We start from the raw sequence: 16,067 nt of genomic DNA on the forward strand, positions 1-16,067 counted from the left end.
TCCGATTGGCGGAAGGTCGCTCCGCGACAAGCGCAACACATCAGCGTCCTCTGCGCCTCTGCGCGAACAAACCTTACTTCTCGCCTTCCAGCATCAGCCGAGCCGTAGCCTTCGCACTCCCCACAACCCCCGGAATGCCCGCCCCCGGATGAGTCCCAGCCCCCACGAAGTACAAATTCGGAATATGCTCGTCGCGGTTGTGCACGCGGAAATACGCGCTCTGCGTCAGCACCGGCTCCAGCGAGAATGCCGACCCCAGATGCGCATTCAGATCCTGCGCGAAATCCTTCGGCGCGTACGAGAACTTCGTCACGATCCGCTCGTGGATGTCCGGGATCAACCGCCGCCCGATCTCGTCGAGGATGCGCTTCTCCAGGATCGGCGCGATCTCGTCCCAGTCGACCGGGAACTTCCCCATGTGCGGCACCGGCGCCAACGCATAGAACGTCGAATGCCCCTCCGGCGCCAGCGACGGATCGGTCACGGTCGGATGGTGCAAATACAGCGAGAAATCCTCGCTCAGCACGCCGTGGTCGTAAATGTCCTCGAGCAGCCCCTTATAGCGCGGCCCGAACAGGATCATGTGGTGCGGGATGCCCGGCCACGTGCCCTTGATCCCGAAATGCACCACGAACAGCGACGGCGAATATTTCTTCCGCTCGAGCGAGCCCGTCTTGCGCTTCGCACTACGCGAGGTCGCCAGCAGGTCGCGATAGGTATGCATGATGTCGCTGTTCGCGGCCACCGCATCCGCCTGACCCGACCAGCCGCTCGCGGTCGTCACGCCGGTCGCGCGGTCGCCCAGAGTCTCGATCGACGTCACCGGATCGTCGAGCCGCAACACGCCGCCTAAGCGCTCGAACTGAGTCACCAAAGCCGCCACCAGCCGATTGGTCCCGCCCCGCGCGAACCACACCCCGCCGTCACGCTCCAGCTTGTGGATCAGCGCATAGATCGCGCTCGTCGTCATCGGATTGCCGCCGACCAGCAACGTATGGAAGCTCAACGCCTCGCGCAGCTTCTCCGACTTCACGAAGCTCGACACGATCGAATAGACCGACCGCCACGCCTGATATTTCGCCAGCGCCGGCGCCGCCTTGATCATCGACCCGAAGTCGAGGAACGCGACATGGCCGAGCTTCTCATAGCCCTCGTGGAACACCCCCGCCGAATATTGCAGAAACTTCTCATACCCAGCCCAGTCGCCGGGATGCAGCTTCTCGATCTCGGCGCGCATCTGCACGTCGTCGTTGGTGTAATCGAAATTCGTCCCGTCGGGCCAGTTCAGCCGGTAGAACGGCAGCACCGGATCGAGCGTCACGTCCTCACTCATGTCGCGCCCGGTCAGCGCCCACAGTTCGCGCAGGCAATCCGGATCGGTGATGACGGTCGGCCCCGCATCGAACGTGAACCCGTCGCGCTCCCAGAAATACCCGCGCCCACCCGGCTTGTCGCGGCTTTCGACGATCGTCGTCTGCACGCCCGCGGATTGCAGCCGGATCGCGAGCGCCAGCCCGCCGAAACCTGCGCCGATGACTATTGCGGTCTTCATGATTACATACTGCCTGCGATGGCGCGGACGGCGCGCACGATGGGGACGGGGGGCTTGCCGGTCAGAACGCGCGCCTTGTCGGTCAGGGTCGAGCGTCCGGCATAGAAACGGCCGATAAGCGAAGGTGAGAGGCGGTAGAAGCGTTCGAGGATACGGTAGCGTTCCTCCGGTTCCGCCGCGCGAAACAACATCGTGTCGAGCATCCGGTAGAAGCCGCGCGACTTCCACGTCGCCCGCGCCATCGCATGCGTTGCGTCGTGCAGCTTGGGGCCCGAGAAATCGTTGAGCCCGGCCAGCATCGAAGCGGTTCGAACGGCGTCTGGCAGCGAGTACCCAGTGGTCGGATGAAACATCCCCGCGCGCATCCCGGCCTTGGCGACCTTCGCACCGCCCGAGCGCCAATACGCCTCGAAATCGCCGCCCATCGCGACCGGTAGCACGCCGGACTCTTCGCGAACGACGCGTTCGACGTCCCAGCCGCGTGCCGCGACATAGTCATCGATCCTCGCGCCGATCACCGGCACGTCCAGATCGGGCGTATCGCTATAATAGGTGTCCTCGACGAACATCCGGTCGGCGCTGAACGGCAGGCAATACACGAACCGATACCCGTCGATCTGCGGGATCGTCGCGTCCATCACCATCGGCCGCGGGCTTGCGTGCGGCACGCTCAACGCCAGTTCGCGCCCGAGAAACTTCTGCCACGCGAGATCGAGCAGCGACAGGTCGCCCGGCCCGCGCGCATCGATCACGCCGGTCGCCTCGATCCGGTCGCCATCCGCCAGCACCACCGCGGTCGCACTTGCCCCCGACACCTTCCGCCCGAGCATCAATGCGTCCACAGGCAGGACACGCCGCACTTCGCGGTCGAGCTTGCTGCTCTCGATCGAATAATAGGTCGCGTCGATCGTCCGCGCGTGCGCCGGAAAGCGGACGTCATACCCACGCCATGCATGCACCACGAGCGGCGCGACGATCCAGCGATCCGCCTGCGCCACGTCGCTGCCGAAGAACGACCACAGATGATTGCCGCCGACGTCTTGCGCCGAGTCGATCAGCCGCACGTCCAAGGCCGGGTGTTTTGCTTTCAGCGCCAGCGCGATCATCCCGCCGGCCAAACCCGCGCCAACGATCGCGACGTCGCAGGAGATCGTCGATGCCATGCCTCCGACTAGCGCAAAGCGAGAGCCCCGAAAACAACCTTTGCAAGGCAATCACCGCCGAAGACAACCTGCGTTGCCGGGATCGCCTGAGGGCAGGGCCCACGATCCTCCCCCGCAAGGGGGAGGTGGCTGGCGCTTGCCAGACGGAGGGGGCGGTAAGCGATAATCCTCGTTGCGTCGTCCTCCCCCTCCGTCGCCTACGGCGCCACCTCCCCCTTGCGGGGGAGGATCGTGAGGATGAACGCCGTGTCCTTCAGGCGTCGGAGAGGTGAGGGCGGTTTCATCCGCCATTCTGCATGACTAAGCTGCGCCCCATGTCCGTCCCAGCATCCGCCCCCACGCTGACCACAGCCCGCCTGACCCTCACCGGCCACGCCGCCACCGACCTCGAAGACTGTGCAGCGATGTGGACCGACCCCCGCGTCTATACGATGATCGGCGGACAGCCCCGGTCGCGCGAGGACGTGTGGATCCGCCTGCTCCGCTCGATCGGCCAATGGACGCTGTTCGGCTATGGCAGCTGGATCGCGTGCGACACGACCACCGGCCGCCTGATCGGCGAACTCGGCCTGATCGAGGCACGCCGCGCGATCGAGCCCGCGATCGACGCCACACCGGAGGTCGGCTGGACGCTCACCGGCGACGCGCAAGGCCGGGGGTACGCGTCCGAAGCGCTCGCCGCGATCCTCGCCTGGACCGACGCGCGTATCCCCGCGACGACCTGCATCATCGATCCCGCCAACGCCCCCTCGATCCGCCTCGCCGAGCGCCTGGGCTACCGCCTGCGCACGGAAGGGACGTACCGAGACGCACCGATCCTGATCTTCGACCGCACGGCGTCCGCGGCGGATCCCGCGATTATTTCTGTGCGGTGAGAACCGGCTTCTGTACCGACGCGATCGGCATCGGATCGCCCGCCCGGTCGTAGAACGCCATCAACACCAGCCCCAGCGCCAGGATGCTGCCGGCGATCACATAGATCAGCCCCTTATGGTCCTTGCCGGTATCCTGGCGAATATCCCGGCCAGTCTCCCCACCGATATCCCCGCGCGCGGCGCCGTGGTCTGCCATGCATCACTCTCCGATTGGCAGGTCATCCTGCTCTGGAGGGGGAGGCTATCATTTTCCCGCCCCCTGCATAGAGCCTATCGCACCCCGGGGATTCGGCGGGTATCCCTAGGATCCAGCCGACCGCGCCCTATTGCGACGGCGCCAGCTTGGTATTCAGCACCCAGCCGACATTGTCGTTCTCGTCGGCGACTTCCCACCAAAGCCCGCTCTGCGGTCCGGTCGGGAAGACAATCGCGCCGGGCGGCAGCGTGCGGACGATCTTGCCCGTCGCCGACGCCGCCGCGCGCATCGCGACGGGTCCTTGTGCCGTAAACGTCTTCTTCGGCGCGGCCTGCGCGGTGCCGGCGTCGCCGGGCTGCACCAGCCCCAGCTCGGTCACCATTTTGCTGTACGCCTGGATGAAGGCGAGCGTCACGATCCGGCCGATATCGGTATTGTCATAGCCGCCACCGACCGCGCCCGCCGCACCACCGCCGAAGAATCCGCCGCCGCCCGCGCCGAAGCTCAGGCTGTTCTTCGCCGCATAGCCGTCGACCGTCGAGATCGTCTCGGTGGTGCGCACGTTGGTCAGCGACAGCACGGTGTTCGCCTCCATCTTCTTGCTGCCGACCCCGCCGATCAGCCCGCCGATCGCGCGACCGCCGAGCAGCCCGCCGATCCCGCCGGCGATCCCGCTGCCGCCCGAATTGCGGTTCGACGCCTGCACTTCGGCGATCAGGACATAGTCGGCGGCCTTGATCTGGCCCTGCCCGACATTGGACTGGCGTTGCAGCCCGAGGTTGCCGCCGATGTCGCGCTCGCGCTGCGCCGCACTCAGGCCCGATCCGCGATCGACCAGGTTGAAGCACCCCGATCGCTGGACCAGCACCTTGATCAGTTTCTGCGGACCCGACAGCTGGAACTGCGTCCACGCCGACGGGTCGTCGCCATCCATCACCGACACCGTGCCCAGCTTCCGCGCGCAGCGGGGCACGTCGTTCATCGTCGTCTCCTGCGTCTTCTGCGTGCCCGACGGCTTGGCGAGGCGTTGCGCGGCGGAGGGCTGCACCGCCAGGATCGTCGTCGTCCCCGCAAGCGCTGCCCCCGCAAGCATGGCCCTCGAAAGCATGGCGATCGTCATCGTCTTCACAGGCACGATAGTCCCTCCCCCGAATTTCTCCGCAAACTGTATCGGCCAAATTTCGGGGCACCGCGACGATATTTTCAAGCGGTGCGAAGAATACAGGCGAAGATACGCTATCCCGTTGTAGTGGATCACCTTTTTCGGGAGCGACTATAGTTAAGAGTATTGCCGTACGCGCTCCGACTCGCAGCGATTTAAGCTTCCGGAATGTGCCGGTTGCTGGAGGCGCGGCGTAAAGGCGCCTGCCGATCACCGCCGCTACGTGAAAATCCGCGTCGTCGCCGCCGTCGCCCGTGGTCGTTTTCGCAGCGGGTACGGCGCGCGGCGTCTCCGGCCTGCGCAACCCCATTACCCCACACTCGGAAATCCCCTATAAGCGCCTCATGTGGCTCGCCATCCTCCTCTCCGCGATTGCGATGACCGCCATCGTCGGTGTCCGCTATTTCATCGTCTCAGGCGCGTTCGCTGCGGCAACCCGCGCGCGCCATCCCGGCCTCTACCGCGGGCTCGATGCGCAGATGCGGCGCGAAATCTGGTGGAGCATCGCCTCGGCCGCGATCTACGGCGTGCCCGCCGGAATAGTCGCCTGGGGCTGGCAGAATCGCGGCTGGACGCAGATTTACACCGACGTCCACGCCTACCCGCTCTGGTATCTGCCGGTCTCCGTGCTTGCCTTCCTGTTCGCGCACGACACTTGGTTCTACTGGACGCATCGCTGGATGCACCGGCCGAAACCGTTCAAGCTCGCGCACGCGGTGCATCACGCCAGCCGCCCGCCGACTGCATGGGCGGCGATGGCGTTTCACCCGATCGAGGCGATCACCGGCGCTGTGATAATTCCGCTACTGGTGTTCTTAATTCCGATCAATGTCGGCGCGCTGGGTCTGGTACTGACGATCATGACCGTTATGGGAGTGACCAATCACATGGGGTGGGAGGTTTTCCCCCGGTTCATGTGGCGGGGCGCACTGGGCGGCTGGCTGATCACGGCGAGTCACCATCAGCGCCATCATGAACAATACGGGTGCAACTATGGCCTATATTTCCGCTTTTGGGATCGGCTCTGCGGCACCGATAAGGGACTCGGCGACTTCACCAAGGCGCATGCGAAAGCTGCCGCTCGTGGTGGCGGGCACGTTGGCATGGCTGACGCTGGCAGCGGCGGCCCCCGTCACGCGGCTTGACGTCGAGATCGACAATCTCCGTTCGGCAAAGGGTATAATCCGGATCTGCCTCACCGCCGATCCCGATAATTTCCCGGCCTGCGTCGACGATGCCAACGCGCTGACCCGGTCGCTGCCCGCAAGTGTTCATACCACCAGTTTCCCGGGGCTTCCGCAGCGCGGCTATGCGCTCGCGGTCATTCATGACGAGAACAGCAACGCGAAGCTTGATACGATCGCGGGCATCCCGCGCGAAGGCTATGGCTTCTCGCGCAACGCCGCGGTCCGGTTCGGTCCGCCACGCTTTTCCGCAGCCCGGTTCATGGTCGCCGGTGATGCTGAAATGCAACAGGTGAAGATGCGTTACATCTTCTGACGAATCATGACGGACCAAAACCACTCCCACGGCGTTCCGCGATGGAACCTTCTTCTCCGGAGCATTTCCTTGCGCGCATTCTCTCTCTTCACGTCTGCCGCAATCGCGGTGCTTGGCGTCGCCACACCTGCCTTCGCCCAGACCGACCCCAACCCGTCGCCGACGATCACCGACCCTGCGGACAACAACCGCGTCACGGTCGCGCTCGGCGTGGTGTCGATGCCCGATTACGAGGGTGCGGACAGCAATTCCTTCACCCCTGCCGGTGCGTTCGTCGGCACGGTGCGCGGTCATGACTTCTTCCTCCGCGGCACGCAGCTCTATTTCAACCTGATCCCGAACACGGGTGAGGTCGGCATCAACTACGAAGTCGGCGTCATCGGTGGCGTCCGTCGCGATCGCACCGGCGATATCGACAACCGCCAGGTCCGCGCGCTCGGCAAGATCGACACCGCCTATGAACTCGGCGGCTATGTCGGCATCGCCCGCACCGGCGTCATCACCAGCGACTATGACACGCTCACCGCGCGCGTCGCCTATGTCCACGACGTGTCGGGCACCTATGACAGCTATGTCATCACCCCACAGGTGAACTACACCACGCCGCTGTCGGTCCGCACGCTCGTCTCGCTCGGCGTCGCCGCGGACTATGCCGGCAAGGGCTTCGGTCGCACCTATGCGGCGGTGACGCCGATCGGCACGCTCGCCAGCGGCCTGCGCACCTACGACGTCAACGACAGCGGTTTCCGCCGCGTGAACGCATCGCTGTTCGTCGTGCAGAGCCTCTCGGGCGATCTGCGCCACGGCTTCGGCGTCGGTGCCGGCGTGCTCTACGGCCGCATGGTCGGCAGGTACAAGGACAGCCCGATCGTCGCCGACGTCGGCGATGCCGACCAGTGGCTCGGCGCAGTCGGCCTGACGTACACCTTCTAAAAAGCGATGGCCTAAAAAGCGATGACCGCCCGGTGCGACCTGCACCGCCCGACCGACGCTATCTGACCCCTGATAGCCGTCATTCCCGCCTCCGCGGGGATGACGGTTGCGCGGTAAAACTGCTCGAGCCCTGAATCCGTTCAGCCACTCGATGATGGCGGCCTCGCCCTTCGGTTCACCCGTCGGTTCAGGCGCCAATCCCTTCCAAAATAGAATTATTTCGACCCGGGTCTTGAAACCCGCATCCAAACGTCTTCCGCAGTCGTTACTCGACGCGGACGGCTTTTTTATGTCCGTAACAGAGCGTGTTGCGCCTGAGTTCCGGTAGAACGGGGCCAGGTGAAACATAGTTTGTTGCGCGGCTGCCGCAGAGCATTTCGACGTCCGCAACAACAAGGGGAGGACCCTGATATGACCGAGAGCGTGCACCTGATCGAAGCCCTCGATGCGCGAGTGGAACGGCGCAGCGAGCGACGTGAATTCTTCAAGAACGCGCTGGGCGCCGCCGCGATCACCGCAGCTGGTGCGACCGCGCTCTCCTTCTCCAGTGCGGCGTCGGCCCAGTCCGTCACCGATGCGGACGTCCTGAACTTCGCGCTCAACCTCGAATATCTCGAGGCGCAATTCTACTCCTACGCCGCCTATGGCACCGGGCTCGACAACAGCCTGCTCGGCGGTACCGGTACGCAGGGTGCGGTCCGCGGTGGCCGCCAGGTCAATTTCACCGATCCGATCGTCTCGCAATATGCGCGTGAGATCGCGCAGGACGAGATCGCCCACGTCAAGTTCCTCCGCACCGCGCTCGGCACCGCCGCCGTCGCGCAGCCGGTGATCGACGTCAGCGTCTCGCCGACCAGCGCCTTCTCGCTCGCAGCACAGGCCGCCGGGCTCGTCCCAGCCGGCACCGCGTTCGATCCCTACGCGACCGACGAGGCTTTCCTGCTCGGCGCGTTCATCTTCGAGGACGTCGGCGTGACCGCGTACAAGGGCGCCGCGCCGCTGCTGACCAGCAAGGCATATCTCGAGGCCGCCGCAGGCCTGCTCGCGGTCGAGGCGTATCATGCCGCGATCGTCCGCACGACGCTATACGGCAAGGGCATCGCGACGCCGTCGCTGCGCACCTCGGCCGATGCGATCTCGAAGGCGCGCGACAGCCTCGACGGCGGTGGCGCCAACACGACGATCTTCGGCACCAACGATATCGATCAGGGCATCTCGTCGTACAGCGCGACGCCGATCAACCTGGCCACCACGCAGGCCGCGGTGACCGTGTCGAACATCGTCCCGCTCGACAGCAACGGCGTCGCGTACAGCCGTTCGCCGAGCCAGGTGCTCAACATCGTGTACCTCAACAGTGGTGCAGCCTCCGCAGGCGGGTTCTTCCCGGCCGGCATGAACGGCAACGTCAAGACGAGCAACGCAGCGGTCTGATCGCTCAGACCGACCGCGCGCCTTCTTCGATATTCAGGGGATTAACCCAATGACCGATCTCAATACCAAGCTCGAGATATTTGATGCGATCGCCGCCCGCCGTAACGAGCGCCGCGGCTTCCTCCGCTTCGCCGGCGGCTCGGCTCTCGCTATCGGTGGTGCAAGCCTGCTTGCGGCATGCGGCAACGACGATTCCGATCTCGCGCCCGCACCGACTCCTACGCCGACCCCGGCAGCGGCGCTCAACGATGCCGATGTGCTCAACGTCGCACTGAACCTCGAATATCTCGAGGCGCAGTTCTACGCGTTCGCGGCATTCGGCGTCGGCCTGAACGCCAGCCTGTTGACCGGCATCGGTACGCAGGGTGCGGTCACCGGCGGTGCACAGGTGCCGTTCCAGGACACCGTCGTCCGTGAATATGCGCGCGAAATCGCGATCGACGAAATCGCACACGTCGCCTTTCTGCGCTCGGCCCTCGGCACCGCCGCCGTCGCCCAGCCCGCGATCGACATCTCGGTCGGCACGGCAGCCGCGCCGGGTGCGTTCACCGCGGCCGCCCGCGCAGCCGGTGTCATCGGTGCAACGGGTGTGTTCAACCCCTATGCCGACGACAACAGCTTCCTGCTCGGCGCGTACATCTTCGAGGACGTCGGCGTCTCGGCCTACAAGGGCGCAGCACCGCTGATCGCCAACAAGACCTATCTCGAGGCGGCCGCCGGCATCCTCGCGGCAGAGGCGTATCACGCAGGGCTCATCCGCACGATCCTGTACCGCAAGGGGCTGCAGACGCCGAACCCGATCCCGTCGCTGATTACCGCCGCCAACCAGATCAGCAACGCACGCGACAGCCTCGACGGCACCGTCGACAATGCGACGACGGGTGTGATCGGCGACGACGATCAGGGCATCACCGGGTCGGATCCGACGATCTCGAACATCGTGCCCACCGATGCCAACGGCCTGGCGTACAGCCGCTCGGTCGCTCAGGTGCACAACATCGTCTACCTGACCAACACCGCAAAGATCGGCGGGGGCTTCTTCCCTAACGGGACCAACAACCGCCTCGATTCACTGCGGACCAGCGGCGCCAACGCGTGATCGCAGCCACCGACTAAATCAGAAACCTCGGATCGCGGCGCATTCAGGAGCGCCGCGATCCTCGTTTGGGGAACGACCATGAAAAACTTCACGACGCTCACCATGCTCGCCGGCCTCGCCACCGCGGGCATTTTTGCCGTTCCCGCCGCCGCGCAGGAAGTGACCGAGGATCGTCCGTTCTCGGGCGTCTACATCGGTGCGGCCGGCGGCTACGACGTGCAGCCCAACGACGTCGGCTCGTCGATCCTGTTCGATCGCAACGGCGATGGCAATTTCAACGAGAACGTCAACACGATCACCGGCGCCAACGCCTTCTCGCCGGGCTTCTGCAACGGCTCCGCGCGCACCGGCGCCGCGGCCTATGGCTGCCGCAACGACGATGACGGCTGGGCCTATTACGGCCGCGCCGGCTTCGACGCACAGCGCGGCAACATCGTCGTCGGCGTCGTCGGCGAATTCGGCAAGACCGACATCACCGACAGCACCTCCGGCTTCTCGACCACCCCCGCCAGCTACACGATGGCGCGCAAGGTCGACTGGGAAGCCTCGGTCCGCGGCCGCGCCGGCTATGCGGTCAACACGACGCTGTTCTACGGCACGTTCGGCGCCGGCTATGCCAAGATCGACAATCTGTTCTTCACCACCAACACCGCCAACGCGTTCGCGGCGACCGGCTCGAAGAACCAGTGGGGCATCCTCGGCGGCGGCGGCATCGAACAGAAGCTGACCAAGAACATCTCGATCGGCATGGAATACATGTTCCACCAATATCAGGACAACGACGCCCGCGTCCGCGTCACCGCCGGGCAGACGCTCGCGGGCAGCCCGGTATTGCTCGCCAACAACCCCTTCCTGATCGCCCCCAACACCAGCGGCACCAGCTTCCGCCGCAGCGACGACTATCTGCGCTGGCACAGCCTGCGCGGGACGGTGTCGTTTAGATTCTGAGGTAGAAGCGCCTTCCACCTCCCGTTCGCCCCGAGCGAAGTCGAAGGGTAAGTCCCAAACCCAGGTGCTTCGACTACGCTCAGCACGAACGGGCGAGGGGATGCGATCACTTATACACGTCGAAAAGGCCGCTGCCCCAAACCGGGGGCAGCGGCCTTTTTAGCTTCCGAAAGCGTGCGCTCACCGTCAGAAACCCACCACCCGCGCTACCACCACCCCGGCGAAGGCCGGGGCCCAATTGGCAAGGTGGATATAACGAAGCACATCGCGTCGTTATCGCCGTCCCCCAATTGGGCCCCGGCCTTCGCCGGGGTGAAGCCTTATCGAGCGTGCAATAATCACTGCCCTCGCTCTCAACGACCGCCAAATTTCCCATTGCACCCGACCCCAAGCCGCCTATGCTCACCCCACCCCGGGGGAGCGCTTATCCGCGCTTGAGAGGAAGGCAGGAGCCTTCGACCCGCTGAACCTGATCCGGTTGATACCGGCGGAGGGAGGGAGCGGTCGCCACAGAACCGCAATCCTTGCTCCGAGACCTTTAGGAGCAAGCGCATGGCCGACATCGAAGCACGCACCCCGACAGCAGATATCGGCGTAACCACCGGCCCGATCCGAGGCTCCCGGAAAATCCACGTAGCGGTCCCCTCCAGCCCCGACGTCCGCGTCGCCATGCGAGAGATCGTCCTCGACCCGTCGTGCAGCGAGCCCCCCCTGCGCGTCTACGACACCAGCGGCCCCTACACCGACCCACGCGCGACGATCGACATCAACGCCGGCCTCCCCCAACTCCGCCGCGCCTGGATCGAAGCAAGAGGCGACGTAGAATCCTACGAAGCCCGAGAACTCCGCCCCGAAGACAACGGCCAGCTCGGCCCGGACCGCTCCGGCGGCGTCCCCCAGTTCCCCGCCACCATCAAGCGCCCCCTCCGCGCCAAACCCGGCCACAACGTCAGCCAGATGCACTACGCCCGCCGCGGCATCATCACCCCCGAAATGGAATACGTCGCCACCCGAGAAAACCTCGGCCGCGCCATGCTCAAAGACTACAAGCGCGATGGCGAAAGCTTCGGTGCCCAGATCCCCGACTTCGTAACCCCGGAATTCGTCCGCGACGAGATCGCCCGCGGCCGCGCGATCATCCCCAACAACATCAACCACCCCGAATCCGAACCGATGGCGATCGGCCGCAACTTCCTGGTCAAGATCAACGCCAACATCGGCAACAGCGCGGTCGCCAGTAACGTCGCCGCCGAAGTCGACAAGCTCGTCTGGTCGATCCGCTGGGGCGCCGACACGGTGATGGACCTCAGCACCGGCCGCAACATCCACGACACCCGCGAATGGATCCTCCGCAACTCGCCGGTCCCGATCGGCACCGTCCCCATCTACCAGGCGCTCGAAAAGGTCGGCGGCGTCGCCGAAGACCTCACCTGGGAGATCTTCCGCGACACGCTGATCGAACAGGCCGAGCAGGGCGTCGATTACTTTACGATCCACGCCGGCGTCCGCCTCGCCTACATCCCGATGACCGCGAAACGCGTCACCGGCATCGTCTCGCGCGGCGGCTCGATCATGGCGAAATGGTGCCTCAGCCACCACAAGGAGAGCTTCCTCTACGAGCGCTTCGACGAGATCACCGAGATCATGAAGGCGTACGACATCGCCTACAGCCTCGGCGACGGCCTGCGCCCCGGCAGCATCGCCGACGCCAACGACGAAGCCCAGTTCAGCGAACTCTACACGCTAGGCGAACTTACGCATCGAGCATGGAAGAGCGACGTCCAGGTCATGATCGAAGGCCCCGGCCACGTGCCCATGCACAAGATCAAGGAGAACATGGACAAGCAACTCGAAGTGTGTGGAGAGGCACCTTTCTACACGCTAGGGCCGCTCACCACCGACATAGCCCCCGGCTACGACCACATCACCAGCGGCATCGGCGCCGCGATGATCGGCTGGTACGGCACCGCAATGCTCTGCTACGTCACGCCGAAAGAGCATCTAGGCCTCCCCGACCGCGACGACGTAAAGGTCGGCGTCGTAACCTACAAACTAGCCGCCCACGCCGCCGACCTCGCCAAAGGCCACCCCGCCGCCCAGATGCGCGACGACGCCCTGTCCCGCGCAAGGTTCGAGTTCCGCTGGAGAGACCAGTTCAACCTCTCCCTCGACCCGGACACGGCCGAACAATACCACGACCAGACGTTGCCAGCGGAGGGTGCCAAGACCGCCCACTTCTGCTCGATGTGCGGCCCAAAATTCTGCTCGATGAAGATCACGCAGGAGGTGCGAAATTTCGCGGCCAAGCAGAACAGCCCGGCTGACACGTTCCTGGCCGCAGACGTCGATCAAACCGACACCGACCGAGCGATCTTCGCCAAGGGCAGCCATGCCGATGCGGAAAAGGGCATGGCCGACATGAGCGAAAAATTCCGTGAAAAAGGCAGCGAGATCTACCTGCCAGCGGAGTAAGAAAATCGACCGGTAATCAAAAGTCGATTATCGGTCCATCTTGCCTCAGGGACATTCGGGTAAGCTTAGTAAGTTATTCGGTTGCTCACCGTCATTCTGCGTTTTGAGGTATTTGTTACCACTCGCCGAAACCGCTACGATGACCCACACGCTCGATCCAGCTACGCTGACGTAAAACTGCCAACTTCCCCCTTCAATTGCAGCAATTGCCTCAGTTTGCGTCATTTTCCAGCGTGAAGGAGTAGCACCCCCGACATTCGTGATTCGATCGTGTGCACTGCTGCGATCAGTTTTATTGATGCATTGAATTTGCGCGTTATTGGCCAAAGTCATATCTCCCATCTGGTAATGTATCGGTTGTTACCTAGTCCAATATCTCGTTTTCTTAGGTCGCCGACAATCGAGCCCAACAAGCATTATCCCGAATGAGAAAATTGAGTATTGTTCATTTTTACCATTACTAAGATATGGCGAAATGATCTGCATTATGTCGACTGCGCAACATAACGAAAAGCTATACTTTGTAAGAGCTTAGGAATTTTATGATAAATTTCAGTCAAGACAGAAATTTTGCTCGAAATTAATGCTGGCTTTGTACATGAAAGATGTTGGCCGTCCCTAAACCTTCCTTCGATGCGTTGCGCACACGATCAGCGTGGCAACTCAAATCTTATAAGGTGTAATTACTGCGCCAGCACATCCAGTACCCGGGTACCATGCACGACCCGTACGATATCGACGCTATCGCGCTCGACTCGATACAGCACGAGATAGTTGCCAACTGTGATGCTTCTTGCTCCACCCCCGATCTCAGGCCGGGCCGGACCACTTTCGGGATAGTCCGCTAACCGAGCCACACTCGATACAAGTTGCTCGACCAGTCGCGTTGCCGCATCGGGATCGTACCGCGCGATATACAGCCATATGTCGTCGACATCGCGTATCGCCTGCGGAAGGCGACGGATCTTCATCCGTGCTTGCGGATCGCCTCACGGGATTGGCCACCGCGGCGGGCGATATCTTCGGCATCGAAATTGCCGTCGACGGGAGCGCCGCTGTCAATGCCTTGAGCCCAGGACCGCCGAAGTGCATCGAGCGAACCACTGTCGCCGGTGCGCAGATCGTCAAGGTAATCGAACGGATCGCGCTCGCTCACCCCCGAAGCAAGACCCTCCTCGATGGCAGCCTTTAACGCCGCCAGTTTCTTGGCATGATCCAAATCGCGCGCAATGAGATCGATGATATAGGCACCGACACTTTCATAGCGACCCTCAGCAACTTGCCGATCGGCCCAAGCCATCAGGTCGTTAGGAAGAGATACACTGATCTGTGCCATGTTCCGATCCTATGCCTTCGCCGGGTACGCGACAAGCACATCAATAATGATACCGGCACTGCGCGACCTGCACCGTCTGCGCATCGGCGCTACCCATCACGCGGTACACCAGCCGGTGTTCGTGGCTGATCCGGCGCGACCACCAGCCCGACAGGTTGCCGCCGAGCGGTTCGGGTTTGCCGGTGCGGGCAGCGCCGTTCCCGAGCGTGACTTTATCGTAACCTTTGACGCCGGCCATTCCTCAGACCTACCGCTTCCGGACGAACTCCGCGCGCAGCACTAGCCCCTTGATCCCTTCGTACCGGCAGTCGATCTCCTGCGCGTCGCCGGTCAACCGGATCGACTTGATCACCGTGCCACGCTTGAGCGTCTGGCCAGCGCCCTTCACGGTCAGGTCCTTGATCAGCGTCACCTGGTCGCCATCCGCGAGCACATTGCCGACCGAATCCCGCACCACGACCGCGCCGTCATCCGCTGCTTCAGCCGTCGTAGCACCGCCGGCGACCCACTCGCCGGTCGCTTCGTCATAGATGTATTCGTCGCTCATCGGTCGGTCTCCGGCAGCGCCCAATCGATCGGGGTGCGCCCATGGGTTTCGAGAAAGGCGTTGGCCCGGCTGAACGGTCGCGATCCGAAGAACCCGGTCCGCGCCGCCAGCGGCGAAGGATGCGCGGACTGGATCACCAGGTGCCGCCCGCCCTTCGTCACGTCATCGACGAACGCCGCCTTCTTCTGCGCATACGCCCCCCACAGCAGGAACACGACCGGTTTGTCCTGCGCGTTCACGGCGGCAATGACCGCATCGGTAAACCGCTCCCACCCGCGCTTCTGGTGCGACGCAGCCTCCCCCATCCGCACGCTCAGCACCGCGTTGAGCAACAGCACGCCCTGCGCCGCCCAATGATCGAGCATGCCGTGGCGTGCCCGCGGGATCCCGAGATCCGCCTCCAGCTCCTTATAGATATTCACCAGGCTAGGCGGCGTCCGCACGCCCTTCCGCACCGAGAAGCTCAGCCCGTGCGCCTGCCCCTCGCCGTGGTACGGATCCTGCCCCAGGATCACGACCCGCACCTGATCGAGCGGGGTCAGCTCCAGCGCCCGAAACCGGTCCGCATCCTCCGGAAAGACGCGAGCGCCCCCCGCGCGCTCGGCCTCCAGGAATGCATCGAGCGCCTGCATGTACGGCGCCTCGAACTCGGCAGTGAGTGCCTGCCAGCTTGGGGGCAGCTTATGATCAATCATCCCCGGCGCATGTCGGACAGGGCAGGGTGGTGTCAATTACCGCGCTAGTTCCCCCGCGAAGGCGGGGGCCCAGGATCACAAGCGATACCGTCCGCAACCCTGGACCCCCGCCTCCGCGGTGGAACGGCGACCTTCTGGGTCTTGGCGCGAAAGGCTCG

The 16,067-nt window shown here is 63.8% G+C and carries 17 protein-coding genes, 1 pseudogene and 1 riboswitch; of the genes and pseudogenes, 8 read left to right on the forward strand and 10 right to left on the reverse strand.

Annotation, left to right across the window (positions count from 1 at the left end; genetic code table 11):
* Nucleotides 1-73: 73 nt before the first annotated feature.
* Together VH567_RS06550 and crtY are read right to left on the reverse strand one after the other, a co-directional pair.
* Nucleotides 74-1,552, reverse strand: coding sequence for a phytoene desaturase (locus tag VH567_RS06550; RefSeq protein ID WP_423324343.1), 1,479 nt, complete (start codon nucleotides 1,550-1,552; stop codon nucleotides 74-76).
* 2 nt (nucleotides 1,553-1,554) lie between these two features.
* Nucleotides 1,555-2,715: a lycopene beta-cyclase CrtY gene (gene crtY, locus VH567_RS06555; RefSeq protein ID WP_423324345.1), complete on the reverse strand. Its 1,161-nt coding sequence runs from the start codon at nucleotides 2,713-2,715 to the stop codon at nucleotides 1,555-1,557.
* Nucleotides 2,716-3,029: 314 nt separating this feature from the next.
* Between crtY and VH567_RS06560 the strand changes: the two genes are divergently transcribed.
* On the forward strand, nucleotides 3,030-3,590 hold the full coding sequence (locus tag VH567_RS06560) for a GNAT family N-acetyltransferase (RefSeq protein WP_423324347.1): 561 nt from the start codon (nucleotides 3,030-3,032) through the stop codon (nucleotides 3,588-3,590).
* Here VH567_RS06560 and VH567_RS06565 read toward each other — a convergent pair.
* Complete coding sequence (locus VH567_RS06565) at nucleotides 3,574-3,786, reverse strand: hypothetical protein (RefSeq protein ID WP_423324349.1); 213 nt, start codon at nucleotides 3,784-3,786, stop codon at nucleotides 3,574-3,576. The genes VH567_RS06560 and VH567_RS06565 overlap by 17 nt on opposite strands.
* A 127-nt stretch (nucleotides 3,787-3,913) precedes the next feature.
* Nucleotides 3,914-4,768, reverse strand: coding sequence for a CsgG/HfaB family protein (locus tag VH567_RS06570; RefSeq protein WP_423325005.1), 855 nt, complete (start codon nucleotides 4,766-4,768; stop codon nucleotides 3,914-3,916).
* 524 nt (nucleotides 4,769-5,292) lie between these two features.
* Between VH567_RS06570 and VH567_RS06575 the strand changes: the two genes are divergently transcribed.
* The 7 genes from VH567_RS06575 to thiC all read left to right on the forward strand — a co-directional run bounded on the left by VH567_RS06575 (nucleotide 5,293) and on the right by thiC (nucleotide 13,331).
* Nucleotides 5,293-6,093, forward strand: a complete 801-nt coding sequence (locus VH567_RS06575; RefSeq protein WP_423324351.1) for a sterol desaturase family protein — start codon at nucleotides 5,293-5,295, stop codon at nucleotides 6,091-6,093.
* Nucleotides 6,014-6,448, forward strand: a complete 435-nt coding sequence (locus VH567_RS06580; RefSeq protein WP_423324353.1) for a DUF2141 domain-containing protein — start codon at nucleotides 6,014-6,016, stop codon at nucleotides 6,446-6,448. Before VH567_RS06575 ends, VH567_RS06580 begins: the two co-directional genes overlap by 80 nt.
* A gap of 69 nt (nucleotides 6,449-6,517) precedes the next feature.
* On the forward strand, nucleotides 6,518-7,381 hold the full coding sequence (locus VH567_RS06585; RefSeq protein ID WP_423324355.1) for a MipA/OmpV family protein: 864 nt from the start codon (nucleotides 6,518-6,520) through the stop codon (nucleotides 7,379-7,381).
* Between the two features lie 411 nt (nucleotides 7,382-7,792).
* Nucleotides 7,793-8,812, forward strand: a complete 1,020-nt coding sequence (locus VH567_RS06590) for a ferritin-like domain-containing protein (RefSeq protein ID WP_423324357.1) — start codon at nucleotides 7,793-7,795, stop codon at nucleotides 8,810-8,812.
* A gap of 49 nt (nucleotides 8,813-8,861) precedes the next feature.
* Nucleotides 8,862-9,911, forward strand: coding sequence for a ferritin-like domain-containing protein (locus tag VH567_RS06595; RefSeq protein ID WP_423324359.1), 1,050 nt, complete (start codon nucleotides 8,862-8,864; stop codon nucleotides 9,909-9,911).
* Between the two features lie 78 nt (nucleotides 9,912-9,989).
* Nucleotides 9,990-10,859 (forward strand): outer membrane protein, encoded by an 870-nt coding sequence (locus tag VH567_RS06600; RefSeq protein WP_423324361.1) that lies wholly within the window; start codon nucleotides 9,990-9,992, stop codon nucleotides 10,857-10,859.
* 403 nt (nucleotides 10,860-11,262) lie between these two features.
* A riboswitch (TPP riboswitch) is annotated at nucleotides 11,263-11,372 on the forward strand.
* A gap of 39 nt (nucleotides 11,373-11,411) precedes the next feature.
* Nucleotides 11,412-13,331: a phosphomethylpyrimidine synthase ThiC gene (gene thiC / locus VH567_RS06605; protein WP_423324363.1), complete on the forward strand. Its 1,920-nt coding sequence runs from the start codon at nucleotides 11,412-11,414 to the stop codon at nucleotides 13,329-13,331.
* A 45-nt stretch (nucleotides 13,332-13,376) separates the two neighbouring features.
* Here the strand turns inward: thiC and VH567_RS06610 are convergent, their stop codons facing one another.
* The 6 genes and pseudogenes from VH567_RS06610 to ung all read right to left on the reverse strand — a co-directional run bounded on the left by VH567_RS06610 (nucleotide 13,377) and on the right by ung (nucleotide 15,909).
* Nucleotides 13,377-13,673 carry a DUF3892 domain-containing protein gene (locus VH567_RS06610; protein WP_423324365.1) on the reverse strand — a complete coding sequence of 99 codons (297 nt, stop codon included), beginning with the start codon at nucleotides 13,671-13,673 and terminating at the stop codon, nucleotides 13,377-13,379.
* 341 nt (nucleotides 13,674-14,014) lie between these two features.
* Nucleotides 14,015-14,302, reverse strand: a complete 288-nt coding sequence (locus VH567_RS06615) for a type II toxin-antitoxin system RelE/ParE family toxin (RefSeq protein ID WP_423324367.1) — start codon at nucleotides 14,300-14,302, stop codon at nucleotides 14,015-14,017.
* Nucleotides 14,299-14,667, reverse strand: a complete 369-nt coding sequence (locus tag VH567_RS06620; RefSeq protein ID WP_423324369.1) for a type II toxin-antitoxin system ParD family antitoxin — start codon at nucleotides 14,665-14,667, stop codon at nucleotides 14,299-14,301. Before VH567_RS06620 ends, VH567_RS06615 begins: the two co-directional genes overlap by 4 nt.
* A gap of 40 nt (nucleotides 14,668-14,707) precedes the next feature.
* Nucleotides 14,708-14,857, reverse strand: a pseudogene (locus VH567_RS06625) (Txe/YoeB family addiction module toxin); the annotation flags it as partial.
* A gap of 57 nt (nucleotides 14,858-14,914) precedes the next feature.
* Nucleotides 14,915-15,214, reverse strand: coding sequence for an alkylphosphonate utilization protein (locus tag VH567_RS06630; protein WP_423324371.1), 300 nt, complete (start codon nucleotides 15,212-15,214; stop codon nucleotides 14,915-14,917).
* Nucleotides 15,211-15,909: a uracil-DNA glycosylase gene (gene ung, locus VH567_RS06635; protein ID WP_423324373.1), complete on the reverse strand. Its 699-nt coding sequence runs from the start codon at nucleotides 15,907-15,909 to the stop codon at nucleotides 15,211-15,213. The genes VH567_RS06630 and ung overlap by 4 nt, the downstream gene beginning before the upstream one ends.
* Nucleotides 15,910-16,067 lie beyond the last annotated feature (158 nt).

Source organism: Sphingomonas sp. 4RDLI-65 (assembly GCF_049472435.1).
GTDB lineage: Bacteria > Pseudomonadota > Alphaproteobacteria > Sphingomonadales > Sphingomonadaceae > Sphingomonas.